14 protein-coding genes are annotated in these 12,506 nt (G+C 58.2%); 6 read left to right on the top strand and 8 right to left on the bottom strand.

Annotation, left to right across the window (positions count from 1 at the left end):
• Positions 1 to 47: 47 nt before the first annotated feature.
• From ISP19_RS00800 to ISP19_RS00780, 5 genes are all read right to left on the bottom strand, one after another.
• Positions 48 to 593 (bottom strand): hypothetical protein, encoded by a 546-nt coding sequence (locus tag ISP19_RS00800; RefSeq protein WP_204678538.1) that lies wholly within the window; start codon positions 591 to 593, stop codon positions 48 to 50.
• 162 nt (positions 594 to 755) lie between these two features.
• On the bottom strand, positions 756 to 1,133 hold the full coding sequence (locus tag ISP19_RS00795; RefSeq protein WP_204678536.1) for a hypothetical protein: 378 nt from the start codon (positions 1,131 to 1,133) through the stop codon (positions 756 to 758).
• An 83-nt stretch (positions 1,134 to 1,216) separates the two neighbouring features.
• Positions 1,217 to 1,951: a hypothetical protein gene (locus ISP19_RS00790; RefSeq protein ID WP_204678534.1), complete on the bottom strand. Its 735-nt coding sequence runs from the start codon at positions 1,949 to 1,951 to the stop codon at positions 1,217 to 1,219.
• A 75-nt stretch (positions 1,952 to 2,026) separates the two neighbouring features.
• A complete protein-coding gene (locus ISP19_RS00785; protein ID WP_204678532.1) occupies positions 2,027 to 2,323 on the bottom strand; it encodes a hypothetical protein in 297 nt (98 codons plus the stop codon).
• Between the two features lie 235 nt (positions 2,324 to 2,558).
• The gene (locus ISP19_RS00780; protein WP_204678530.1) at positions 2,559 to 3,062 is read right to left on the bottom strand and encodes a DUF4440 domain-containing protein; all 504 of its coding nucleotides are present in this window, start codon (positions 3,060 to 3,062) and stop codon (positions 2,559 to 2,561) included.
• Between the two features lie 213 nt (positions 3,063 to 3,275).
• On the opposite strand from ISP19_RS00780, the gene ISP19_RS00775 reads away from it, so the two are divergent.
• On the top strand, positions 3,276 to 3,572 hold the full coding sequence (locus ISP19_RS00775; protein WP_204678528.1) for a hypothetical protein: 297 nt from the start codon (positions 3,276 to 3,278) through the stop codon (positions 3,570 to 3,572).
• Between the two features lie 36 nt (positions 3,573 to 3,608).
• Here the strand turns inward: ISP19_RS00775 and ISP19_RS00770 are convergent, their stop codons facing one another.
• Entirely contained in the window at positions 3,609 to 4,307 is a 699-nt protein-coding gene (locus tag ISP19_RS00770) for a YoaK family protein (protein ID WP_204678526.1), read from the bottom strand.
• 125 nt (positions 4,308 to 4,432) lie between these two features.
• Positions 4,433 to 5,785 carry an aminotransferase-like domain-containing protein gene (locus tag ISP19_RS00765; protein ID WP_204678524.1) on the bottom strand — a complete coding sequence of 451 codons (1,353 nt, stop codon included), beginning with the start codon at positions 5,783 to 5,785 and terminating at the stop codon, positions 4,433 to 4,435.
• Here ISP19_RS00765 and cyoA point away from each other — a divergent pair.
• From cyoA to ISP19_RS00740, 5 genes are all read left to right on the top strand, one after another.
• Positions 5,784 to 6,899 carry a ubiquinol oxidase subunit II gene (gene cyoA / locus ISP19_RS00760; protein ID WP_338082360.1) on the top strand — a complete coding sequence of 372 codons (1,116 nt, stop codon included), beginning with the start codon at positions 5,784 to 5,786 and terminating at the stop codon, positions 6,897 to 6,899. The two genes, ISP19_RS00765 and cyoA, sit on opposite strands and share 2 nt — an antisense overlap.
• Positions 6,900 to 6,904: 5 nt before the next feature.
• On the top strand, positions 6,905 to 8,920 hold the full coding sequence (cyoB, locus tag ISP19_RS00755) for a cytochrome o ubiquinol oxidase subunit I (RefSeq protein ID WP_204678520.1): 2,016 nt from the start codon (positions 6,905 to 6,907) through the stop codon (positions 8,918 to 8,920).
• Between the two features lie 2 nt (positions 8,921 to 8,922).
• Positions 8,923 to 9,540: a cytochrome o ubiquinol oxidase subunit III gene (gene cyoC / locus ISP19_RS00750; RefSeq protein ID WP_204678518.1), complete on the top strand. Its 618-nt coding sequence runs from the start codon at positions 8,923 to 8,925 to the stop codon at positions 9,538 to 9,540.
• Positions 9,537 to 9,923, top strand: coding sequence for a cytochrome o ubiquinol oxidase subunit IV (gene cyoD, locus ISP19_RS00745; protein ID WP_204678516.1), 387 nt, complete (start codon positions 9,537 to 9,539; stop codon positions 9,921 to 9,923). Before cyoC ends, cyoD begins: the two co-directional genes overlap by 4 nt.
• A gap of 221 nt (positions 9,924 to 10,144) precedes the next feature.
• Complete coding sequence (locus tag ISP19_RS00740; protein WP_204678514.1) at positions 10,145 to 10,990, top strand: DUF2306 domain-containing protein; 846 nt, start codon at positions 10,145 to 10,147, stop codon at positions 10,988 to 10,990.
• A 174-nt stretch (positions 10,991 to 11,164) separates the two neighbouring features.
• On the opposite strand, the gene ISP19_RS00735 is transcribed toward ISP19_RS00740, so the two are convergent.
• Positions 11,165 to 12,097 carry an MBL fold metallo-hydrolase gene (locus ISP19_RS00735; RefSeq protein ID WP_204678512.1) on the bottom strand — a complete coding sequence of 311 codons (933 nt, stop codon included), beginning with the start codon at positions 12,095 to 12,097 and terminating at the stop codon, positions 11,165 to 11,167.
• Between the last annotated feature and the right edge of the window lie 409 nt (positions 12,098 to 12,506).

The raw sequence follows: 12,506 nt of genomic DNA, 5'->3' as shown, positions 1-12,506 counted from the left end.
GAATGTTGCGTCGACCGGTTGAGGCTGCAGTCGGAAGCGAACATTCGTCACATGTGATGCTCCACTGATCGTCGATCAACGGATGCCTTCTTTGACTTGGAATTTGGTTTGTTGTCGATATGCATGCCTCGTGACTTGCGAATCGCCCAAATTGGCCAATAGAGAGCACCGATCAGTTGTCCTGCGGCGAAGATCACTAAGACAACGTTGAGCCATATCGGCATGTCTTGCGATGTTTTGTACCTCGGCCACCATCCTAATCGACTAAGCAGAAACATGATCAACAAAGGCGCAAACATCAGGAGCGGAAGCACGATGAAGGTTTTTGTATATGTCATCAATATTTCGGGCCAATGGAGAGAAGTTTTCCCAAGAATTTCAAAACGATTCTGCTGAGAAGCCACCACCCCGACCAGAGTGGAGCGAATTTGCGTACTTTCACGGGCAAAATTCGTGTGGACAATCAGCTCATAGCGTCCCAAAGGAATGATCGGGATATAGAACGCAGTTAGCCACTTGGTAGCCGTCGAGGGCTGGTTAGCGAGATGCTTCCAACCATAAAACATGGTTCCGAAACCATTGAGCGTCGACATGTCTTACCCCTGATAATTGTCGTCGAGTACTTTGGGCCAACAGAACGTTTTGTATGCGTGATGTAACAGCGCACAATCCGCTTTTGGTTGCGGACGTCTTCGCCAAAATGTCGTCCAGCGCGCCCCAACGTGTGCGCCTTTACGCCGCCGCAACAAAGCACATCACTTTTCGTTTTTGGCGGCCTCATCCAGATAATGGATTCCTGTCGCCGACAAATTATAAATGCGTGTTTCGAGGTAACTCGAATTCGTCTCTTCGATGTCGATGACACCATCTGCGCCGGAGAGGCACGCTTGACGCTGGAGTTCGCCATGGGCAGAGGCGAAATCTGATGGCACGAAAAACGTTTTTTCCAAATGGACGTTCAACCGCGAAATGGCCATGTAAGGCCTCGCTGGTGGTTGGTTTTTGAAGATGTCGACCCGGCAATCGGCGGGCCGCGGTGGATAGTACCCATTGAGCGGCCGATAGTTGCCAATCGTTGACGCGCAACCAGACAGAATGGATGCAAGAAGAATCGCGCACGTCACTCTTTTCATGACTCCTTGCATCCTTGTTCCCGGTTCATCGATCTCCAGACTCCGACACGAACGTCCTCTAAGGCCGCGCCCAAGCAGACCGATTAATCGTTGCTTTTGACACTCACGGCATGCATCGCGTGGCATTGGTCGTCATAACAGTCGATCAATACACTATAGCTGCCGCAAGGCGCGACAAAGGTCGAATCACCCTGCGCTTGAATCGCCCCGCATCCCAATTGATTGGCAACGTTTTGGGCTTGTGCCGTGACCGCCGTGTTGGCGAGGGGAGCTGGCGAGGAGGCTGTAGCTGGCGGTGTAGCTACCGCAGCCGTTTCGACCGGCGGTTGCGGCCTTGCGGATGAGGCAACATCGGCTGCAGGCACGGGCTTGGGTGTGGCCTCGGGTGTGTCGGGAACAACCACTGTCGTCGCGGGGGCCTGGGTGCCGTTTTCATGGGGGCCTACGCTCTTATCCATCTCGGCAATGATCTCGGTATCCCAGTTCTTTTGGCCGACGATACCAAGCAGGGATTTTGCCGTACTGACTTCGACGGCCGTCTTGCTACTTCCCATCGGAGACAGCCAGACACCGGCTGACTCACCACCCGAACCCACGACCAGCCCTACTTTGTGCGGCCGCGAGCCGCCCACGTAATCCGTATCGGACTTCTCGATTTCGAAGCCATTCGCCAGCAACGCATCAACAGCTGCCTTCTGCACCACCGCCTCGCTCTTGTCGTAGATGATGCTTGGAGCGTTACTAGGCCTCGTTGGGGTTGCGGAACACCCAGCCAGGGCCACTAAACCCACCACGATCAGGCATTTCATACTTTTCATCACAAATCACCCCTGTTGATCAGATGAAACAACCTGCGGCATCAATGTCTTCAGTGCTTTCGAGATATACCCGCCTCAGCAAACTGGCCAAGTTGCCTGCAAATCCAGCGACGCGCGATGTATCCGGCGCCGTGTTTGACGCGCGGCGTATCCGCGATCAATCGCGCTCCATTGCCGATAAGAAAAAATGCCGAGCCCTGGGATGGCCCAGGCCAGCCAGGCGGCGCCCAGCCATGGCGTGATGCCGATGGCGGCCGGTCTGAGCTTGGAGAACAGGCTGATCAAACCTAGGACAAAGGTCAAAACCCCGACCGGGCGCACCGCAAGATCATGCGGTGGTAGCGACGCCTTCATGCGCTTCTTCGGTTCCATCCCATTCCCCTGTATCGCCTTCGCTCTTCAGACGACGGCACCAAACTACCCGAACCTGTTCGCTATATACAAGCGACAGGAAGCGGGTCCGATTCGGCTTTTGTTCTGGTCATTGCGAGGTGCGCTTCGGGTTGCGGATTCGGCCGGTCGATGCAACACACTTAAAGATCAAAAAATGGACCGGATGTAGTTAAACGCCCTTAACTACATCCGGTCCATTTTCACGCAGACAGTCTCAATCGATTGCCTTGTGCCCATAACTAAAGATCCGGGTTATTTCCCACCCCTCGGAAGAATGGTGCCAAACAATCAAGAATTTGCCCTCACCGAAGCATTTGCCCGATTTAATCTCGCAGAACGTATGGTGCCCCTCTTCGATGGCTCCATAGCCTTCGATAGGAAAAACCTGCAAGCTTCCCGCCGTAAGCGCGCGCCGAAAATTGCCACACACATTCTCGCGAGTTTTCTCGATATAGTCTTTTCTCGTCCAGGTGACACCACCTTTGTCGTGGTAAAACTCAACGTTTGGATTCAAATAACTTGCATGCTTTTTTAGCTGATCGGGTGAGCCGCAATTATTGAAGGCACCAAAGAATTGAGCATCCAAATTTGAGATGGTGCTAAACAAGGACTCGCGACTCGTTGAATCCTCCGAGCTGGAAGTCGCAGGTGTCGCAGCTCCCGCATTGGATGCGGCAAAGGCAAAGAAAAAGCTCGCCAATAAGACATTCCTATTCATTTCCATCTCCATTGTCTGAGGAAGATCGAAAGCCCCCGCCCTGGGTTGCGACTTCAGCAGGTCGACGCCCCTATGGCAACAGTACCCGATGCCGGGAGAGGGGCATGCACATAACGCCCCTATTTAGCCCACACCCCGCCAAACATGGATAATAGCGGCCGATTCAAGGGCTACCCGGCCATTAACGGAACATGATCTGGGAAGGGCTTTGAGATGACCTACAAGCAACCTCCGCTCAATCGCGGCGTCGACCCTATGAGGATGAACTGGCTGTGGCGACTGACCTGTGAGGTCGGCTACGTCACCGTCAAGGACGCCGTCGCCGCGCTGGAACAAGCCGGCATTCAAGTGAGTCACGAACGCGCGCTTGGTTGGCTTAAAGGCGACGGTGAGGAAGGCTACTATCCGCTCACGATCGCAGAGCTGGAACAAAACCTGCGCGCGCTCCGATCTGTTCGGCTGGATCTATTTCATAAAGGGCTGAACGATAGCCCGAACAAACGGCCATAAGAATGCCCTGCCCATTCTGCATAAGGATCGCCGCGCTTATTGCACTGAAAAAGGATTCACCGGCGCACGAGAACGCAGGATGGCCTGACCAGCCATCATGAAAAGCAGCGCGGCGGTTGCAAATAGCAGCCGGGTGCCAATGGCTTGATAAACCACCACGCCTGCAATGCCGCCAGCCAGAAAAGACAGCACGGTTTGCACATGCAGGCGAAGTTTTGACCGATAGGGTGCAGCCTCGGCCTGGCGTTCGCGCCCGCGAGCGATGTCAAACAACATGCTCAACTCGATGCCAATATCCGTGGACATGCCGGAGATATGCGTGGTGCGCACCCTGGCGTCGGAAATCCGCGTCACGACCGCGTTCTGAATACCCATCAGAAAACTCAGGCCGAGAATAAGCACAGGGCCACGCGCCATCGATGGAATAAGCAGTTCGGCACCACCCAGCAAAACCATGAGGGTGGCTTCGGCGAGAATGCTGATGGCGTAGATGCTGCGGATGTTTCGCCGGCGCCCCGCATTAATCAGCAGCGTCGATACCGAGGCGCCCAGGACAAACGCCAGGACGATGGACAGATAAAAAAGACTGACCCACCAGTCACCCAAGGCAGCGTGATCGGATAACGAGGAAACATTGCCGGTCATGTTGGCGGAGAAGAACCCGACCGCGTGGAACGCAGCGGTGTTCAGTGCGCCGGCAATCGCCGCCAGGATGCAGGCAAGGCGGCGATCCACCTCCTGACTGCGAGCTTCCCCTTGTCGTAGCAACATAAATAAAGGCGCTTGGCGGTTTCGGTAGTGAAAAGGGTGTGGCTATGGCCTGGTGCAAGATATCAAAAATCGTTCATAACGCTCGCGTTTTAAATGATGGGCTGAACGGACATCTCCACCTGGCCACCCCGCGCCAGGATACCCGCCAGCTTCTGCAACCCTTGCGCAAGCCGCGCTTGCTCCCTGGCGGCGCCAAGCGATACACGAATGGTGCGAATGTCTTCGCCATGGGTCGAAAAGGCATCTGACGCGGTAACTGCCAGTCCTTCAGCGCGCGCAGCGCGCGCCAGGGTTTTCGCGGTCCATGGTTCCGGCAAGGTGTACCAGACATGGATACCGGCGTCCGGCCATGCCTGCTCGCGTTGGGCGAGTACGCGTTCGGCCAGCTTCAACCTGATCTGCGCAGTGGTTTTCACACCTTCCAGTACACGCATTGCGGTGCCATCGTGCATCCATTGCGTACTCACTGCCGTCGTCAGCGGTGCAGGCATCAATACGATGGCGCCCATCGCCGCGAGAAAACGTGCGTGGCTGCGTTCATTGGGCGCGGCGACATAAGCCGTGCGCAAGCCGGGCGACAGGCATTTGGAAAGTGTCGCGATGTAATGCACATGCTCAGGCGCGCACTGGGCGATAGGCGGTGGCGGACGATTGGCAAGCCGCCAATAAGGATCGTCTTCGATCAGCGGCACGTTGCATTCGCGCACAACGCGGGCAATGTCGCGCCGCCGCTGCTCGGGCATGGTGTGGGTGGTTGGATTCTGCAACGTGGGATTGAGATAGACCGCCCTGACGTCCTGCTCCCGGCACGCGCGCGTCAATGCATCGGGCAACATGCCATGTTCATCGCATTCCAGCGTAACGATGCGGCGGCCTAGTTGCTGCGCGAGACTGAGGATGCCCGGATACACCAGGGACTCCATTGCCACGCCATCGCCCGGTTGCGTCAACGCGATGATCAAACCGGCCAAGGCAGCCTGTGCACCGGAGCAAACCGTAATGCGCGATGGGTCTACCTTGCCAAGCATCGGTGCCAGCCATAACGCGCCGGCGGCGCGGTCCGCCTTGCCACCACCACTGGCGTGATAGGTCATCAGCAGATTGGCATCGACGCGAGTAAGCACCTGCTCCACGCCGCGCTTGATCAGCTCGCCCAAATCCAGACCCGCCGGCGGCGGTGGAATATTCATGCCCAGGTCGACGATGGGCGCCAATTCCACCTTGGGTGACGAGATGAACGTGCCGTACGCGCCGCGCGCATCAATGAATTGGCGCGTCCGCGCCTCCGCATAGGCGCGTGTCACGGTGGTGAGGTCCAGACCAAGCAAAGCCGCCAGTTGCCGCTGCGGTGGCAGGCGGTCGCCGGGCCTCAGTTTGCCGTCCGCCATCGCCCGCTCGATAAATCCGACGATGCGTAGATAGCGAGGCCCTTGCCCATCCATGGCATCCCGCCACAGCGCCAGCAAGGAATCCTCTTGTATGGATTTTGTCCGCGTCACTTTGCCATCGATGTATGGATTTTGTTGCTGGTTAGTATGCGCGCAACCCCGACAACAATCCATGCATATAGCGCCAAATCAGCACATGCGTGGACTCCCCCCTTCTAACGCAGCCTGCCCTATGCGCCAACATCCTTCACATCATGTACGGATTTCGGGGGATCAATCCCACCGGGTCCGGCTGCCCCCGCTCCGCTGGGCAACCCTGGGGGTAACCTCCCTGCTGGCCGGCTGCCACCTGGTACTGTTTGATCCGCGCGGCGATATCGGCATGCAGGAACGTCACCTGATCGTGCTGGCGCTGGTGATCATGTTGTCAGTGGTGATTCCGGTCATCGCGCTGACCTTGTTCTTCTTCTGGCGCTACCGCGACACCAACAAGAACGCCACGTACGCGCCGAACTGGGCGCACTCCACCGCCATCGAAGTGGTGGTGTGGGGCATTCCTTGTGTGATCGTGCTGTTCCTGTCGGTGTTGATCTGGGGCACCACGCACAAGCTCGACCCATATCGCCCGCTGACGTCGAACACATCACCGGTGAAAGTGCAGGTGGTCGCGCTCAACTGGAAGTGGCTGTTCATCTATCCGGACTACGGCATCGCCACGGTCAATCAACTGGAAATACCCGCGAATACGCCGATCAATTTCCAGCTGACGGCGGATTCGATCATGAACTCATTCTTTATTCCGCGCCTTGGCAGCCAGGTGTACACGATGGCCGGCATGCAGACGCAATTGCATCTGATCGCCGATGAGCCGGGTGTGTATCGCGGCATGTCGTCGGCCTTCAGCGGCCCTGGTTTCTCGGACATGCACTTCCAGGTCAAGGCGACCTCGGATGCGGATTTCCGCGCCTGGGTCGCCAGTGTTCGTCACGGCCAGGGTGACCTCACCCACGACGCCTACCTCGCGCTTGCCCGCCCGAGCAGCAACAACCCTCCCACCGCCTATGCACAAGTGGACAACGGCCTGTTCGAGCAAGTGGTGAATCAATACCCCTCCTCCATGTCCGGTATGCCCGGCATGCACAGCGCCATGAACCGGGCCAAGGAGTAACCGTCATGTTTGGAAAACTCAGCCTCGACGCCATCCCCTTCAACGAGCCCATCATCATGGGCACGCTGCTGGTGGTATCCATTCTCGCCGCAGCCTTGCTCGGCGCGATCACTTACTTCCGCCAGTGGGGCTACCTGTGGCGTGAATGGTTGACCTCGGTCGATCACAAGCGCATCGGCACGATGTACATCATCCTCGCGCTGGTCATGCTGCTGCGCGGCTTCTCCGACGCCATCATGATGCGCGCGCAGCAAGCCATCGCCGCCAGCGGCAACGCCGGCTATTTGCCGCCGCATCACTACGACCAGATCTTCACCGCGCACGGCGTGATCATGATCTTCTTCGTGGCCACGCCGCTGATACTCGGACTGATGAACGTAGTCGTGCCGCTGCAGATCGGTGCGCGCGACGTGGCGTTCCCGTTCCTCAACCAGTTGAGCTTCTGGCTTTCGGTAGTCGGCGCGGTGCTGGTGATGTTGTCCATGTTCGTCGGCGACTTTGCCGCGACCGGCTGGGTCGCCTATCCGCCGCTGTCCGAGCTTGGCTATAGCCCGACGGTCGGGGTCGACTACTACATATGGTCGTTACAGGTATCCGGCTTGGGTACGCTGCTTACCGGCATCAATCTGCTGGTCACCATTCTGCGCATGCGCGCGCCCGGCATGAACCTGATGAAGATGCCGGTGTTCACCTGGACCGCGCTGATCACCAACGTCCTCATCATCGCTGTTTTCCCGGTACTTACCGCCACGCTCGCGCTGCTCACCGCCGACCGCTACCTCGGCATGCACTTCTTCACCAACGAGGCGGGCGGCAACGCGATGATGTACATCAACCTGATCTGGGTATGGGGCCATCCGGAGGTGTACATCCTGATCCTGCCCTGCTTCGGCGCGTTCTCGGAAATCATCGCCACCTTCTCCGGCAAGCCGCTGTTTGGCTACAAGTCGATGGTGTACGCGACCGCGTCGATCGGCATCCTGTCGTTCTTCGTGTGGCTGCACCACTTCTTCACCATGGGTTCGGGCGCCAACGTCAATGCCTTCTTCGGCATCATGACCTCGATCATTTCCATTCCCACGGGCGTGAAGCTGTTCAACTGGCTGTTCACCATGTTTCGCGGGCGCGTCCGCTACCACCAGTCCACCCTCTGGACGATCGGCTTCATGTGCACCTTCGCCATTGGCGGCATGACCGGCGTACTGCTGGCTGTGCCGGGCGCGGACTTCGTGCTGCACAACAGCCTGTTCCTGGTCGCGCACTTCCATAACGTGATCATCGGTGGCGTGGTGTTCGGCTCCCTGGCCGCAATCAGCTTCTGGTTCCCGAAAGTGTTCGGTTTCACGCTGCATGAAGGCTGGGGCAAGGCTTCGTTCTGGTGCTGGCTGATCGGCTTCTATCTCGCCTTCATGCCGCTTTACATCCTGGGCTTCGATGGCATGACCCGCCGCATGAACCATTACGACAACCCTGACTGGCATCCGTGGCTGGTGGTTGCCTTCGTCGGCGCGGTGGTGATTTTCATGGGCATTCTTTCGACCCTCATCATGTTCTTCGTCAGCGTCCGTCAACGGCATGAGAACCGCGACCTCACCGGCGATCCGTGGAATGCGCGCAGCCTGGAGTGGGCCACCTCTTCGCCCGCGCCGTTCTACAACTTCGCGGTGATCCCGACGATCACCTCGCTGGAGCAACACTGGGAAAACAAGGTCACCGGTCACGCCTACGAGAAGCCGGATCACTATGAGCCGATCCACATGCCGCGCAACACCGGCGACGGATTCATCATCGCGGCATTTTCGCTGGGGCTGAGCTTCGCGCTGGTCTGGCACATCTGGGCGTTGGCGCTGGTGTCGCTGGCCGCCATCCTCGTGACCTTCGTCGCCCGTACCTATAACCGCAACACGGACTACTACGTACCTGCCAGTGAAGTGGCGCGTATCGAGAACGAGCGCTTCGCGCGTCTCGCCACCATCACGCAGGTAGTCCCGCCGTCACTCCGTCAGCACGAGGCCGCCTGATCATGAGCAGCACAACTCTTTCCATGACGCCCGATCACGCAACGCATGATCACGCGTCACATGACGCCTCGTCCACGACCAAGCTTGGGTTCTGGGTCTATGTGATGAGCGATTGCCTGATCTTCGCCGTGCTGTTTGCCACATTCGGCGTCCTGGCCGGCAACACGGCGAACGGTCCGGCCGGGCATGACATTTTCAGCCTGCCGTATGTGGCGACCGAAACGATGCTGTTGCTGCTCAGCAGCTTCACGTTTGGCGCCGGCATGCTAAGTGCCCGCTCGGGCCGTCGCGCTCCGGTATTGGGCTGGTTGATCGTGACCCTGCTGCTCGGCGCCACCTTCGTCGGTATGGAGATACATGAATTCGCCGCGCTTATCCACGACGGCACCGGCCCGGACGTCAGCGCATTCCTGTCGGCGTATTTCACCCTGGTCGGCACGCATGGCCTGCACGTCAGCCTCGGCATCCTCTGGCTTGGCGTGATGCTGCACCAGATTTACCACTACGGCCTGGATGAGGTGGTGATGCGCCGGCTCAGCTGCCTCAGCCTGTTCTGGCATTTCCTCGACCTGGTCTGGATCTGCGTATTTACCTTTGTCTATCTGCGGGAGTTTGTATGAGCACTTCCCTCTCCCATCACGCCACAGCGCATGCGCACGCGGATGCCGAAGCACATGGCGACATGAAGTCCTACTTCATCGGCTTCGTGCTTTCCCTGGCACTGACCGCAGCTTCTTTCGGCACCGTGATGTCTCCCATCGTGCCTCACGCATGGCGGCTCGGCAGCATCGTGGCGCTGTGCGTAGCCCAATTGCTGGTGCAGCTGTCGTACTTCCTGCACCTGGGCACCGCCAAGAGTCAGGCGCAAAACACTGCGATCTTCGTTTGCACCGGCTTTCTGATCGCCGTCGTCGTGGCGGGTTCGCTGTGGGTCATGCATAACGCTGACGTCAACATGATGCCGGACTCGATGTCCGTTCAAGCCGCTCTGCATCATGTTTAAAGGGTCGCCCGTGGTGCGGCAGGCAGATCACAGTTAGGGCTGTGCTTCGTCTGCTTGGGGCTTTATGGCCGCGCCACGGGCACATTCATTTCGGCGAGAAGGAACCTGCCGCTCATCCGATCAGTTAAGGGCTGAGACAAGAGTATTTGGGCCACATTGAGCCTTGGCCCCCGGAATCCCGAAGGTTAGAATTTTCGGAACATCGATATCCGGGGGCCGCAATGCCACACGGCAGCGCTACGACCATTGGGACAACGTCTCCGCTGGGCGATCGTGTATCACGCGTGTTTCACTTCAGCAGTCGCGCGCTGGCCACCGTCGTGTGGCTGAGTTGCGGCTTGTTTGGCTTGTATATCCTGATTTTCTACGCCGGCTCGCTGGTCTCCGGCCACGCCGCACGCTGGAACAATGTCTTGCCAGGTCTTTATAGCGATGCGCGGCCGACCTCCATGGCTGGCATCGGCATGCATTTCGCGGCCGGCGGCACCATTCTTGCGCTCGGCTTCGTACAGCTGCTAGGCACTGTTCGTCAACGAATTCCCGCGCTGCATCACTGGTTTGGTCGCATCTACGTCACGGCAGCCCTGTGTGCGGGCGCCGGTGGACTTATTTTCATCGCGGACACCGGCACGCTCGGCGGTCTTGTCATGAACACCGGCTTTGGCCTTTACGGTGTTCTAACCATGCTTGCGGCGGTTCAAACCTATCGCTACGCCCGGCGTCGCCAAATCGATACGCACCGGATGTGGGCCATCCGCCTGTTTGCCCTGGCGATCGGTTCGTGGCTCTATCGGATGGAATATGGCTTGTGGTTTCTGGTGACCCATAAACTGGGGCACACCTCCGACTTCCACGGACCCTTCGACGCTGTGATGGCGTTTTTCTTCTATGTGCCGAACCTGTTGATCGCCGAAGCCTATCTTCGCGGCAGCTCCGAACGGACCGGTACTGCCGGACGCCTCACCATGGCCTCGCTCATGATCATCGCCGCAGGCCTGCTCGGTGTCGCCACCTACTTCTTCGCTACCCAATATTGGTGGCCGATGGTCGCGCGCACCATCGCGTAGGTTGGGTAGGTTGGGTAGGTTGGGTAGGTTGGGTAGGTTGGGTAGGTTGGGTAGGTTGGGTAGGTTGGGTTAGCGCAGCGTAACCCAACGGAATTCCATCGAAGCGACAAACATCGTTGGGTTACGCTGCGCTAACCCAACCTACGGGCGCCTGATGGGATATCCACTTCGATATCAAGGTTGCAAGCGCATACCGTCTTCGGCAAACACGATAGGCCCCTTGTAGTGCGCGCGAATGGATGCCTCGACGTTAGCCTGTTGTTGATCAATCGTGGGCGACAAATGACTCAGCAGAAGTTTTTTCGCTCCGCTATCGGCAGCGACCACGCCAATTGTCTTGGGCGGGGTATGCAAGGTGTAGAGCACGGGCCGGGAACCTGGTGGATCGAGCACGACGCAATTGAAAACCAGTAGCTCCGTGTGTTGCGCAATGCGGCGCAGATTATCGATTCCCTTGGCATCGATATCGCCGCTGAAGGTGATGCTTTGATTATGGTAGTCGATGCGATAGATCACCGCGGGTGCATCACCATGATGACCAGCGATCGCGCTGATATTTAAGCCACCCTCTGAATAAATGACTTTCGGTGTTTTGGAGGCGGTCGCGGACGCATCGATATCCGTAGCATTGATCGTCACCGGCGCGGCGAAGTCGTGCAGATAGCTGTACGCGCCATCGGGGCCGAACAATAGATCGATAAAGTGGCTGGTGGATGGGAACGTCGCCTCGTCTCCCTCGCCACGATGCCCGGTGGGGCCAAAGAGCCGGATATTGACCGGGCCGTCACCCGCAACCGCACGTGCTTTGAACAGCCCGGGCAATTCGCCCGTGTGATCGATATGCAAATGCGTCAGCAGGACGATGTCGAGGTTGGCCAAGGGGAGCTTCGCCTGGCCTAGCCTTACAAAGGTACCGGGCCCTGCATCAACCTCGATGCGCGGCTGGCCATCCACCAAAACGATATATCCCGCCCCCGCCCTCCCGGTGGCCCCGGGGCCACCGGACCCCAGCACCAGCAGCTCCAGAGGCGACGCAACGGGCGCAGCGATGCTGCTGGCCGTGGCGAACAGGAAAAAAAGCACTACATAGAGTGAGAGCTTGAACATGGCGCCTTCCCCAACGTGTATGCACGACGCCGGCTTCTGCAAGCCCGGCGCCATCCGTCGCCGCCGATAGAGAACCATTGGCGAATCCGCTGACCGAAGTGTACGCCGGTCGCTGAATAACGACGCCAACCCTGAGATATCCCCGCATTTTCCGCGCCGTCATTCCCGCGAAAGCGGGATGTTTGAAAAACCCTTTCCGCATACCGCATCCATGCCGAGCGAACGCCCAAAAGGTCAGAAAGAAGGATTCATGAAGTTCCTCGTGGCCACCTTGTCGGTGGTCACGGTGATCAAGCAACTTGATCTGCCGCTCGTGCCATGTTCCAAGCCATCAAGGTGAGCAAGGTGCCCACCGTGTTACGTGCCAAGCCGCAGTAACGCATCCGCATCAACCCATACGATCGCTTCA

The sequence above is a fragment of the Dyella flava genome, from assembly GCF_016904955.1.
Lineage (GTDB): Bacteria > Pseudomonadota > Gammaproteobacteria > Xanthomonadales > Rhodanobacteraceae > Dyella_B > Dyella_B flava.
This window is presented reverse-complemented; position numbering and strand designations above follow the sequence as displayed.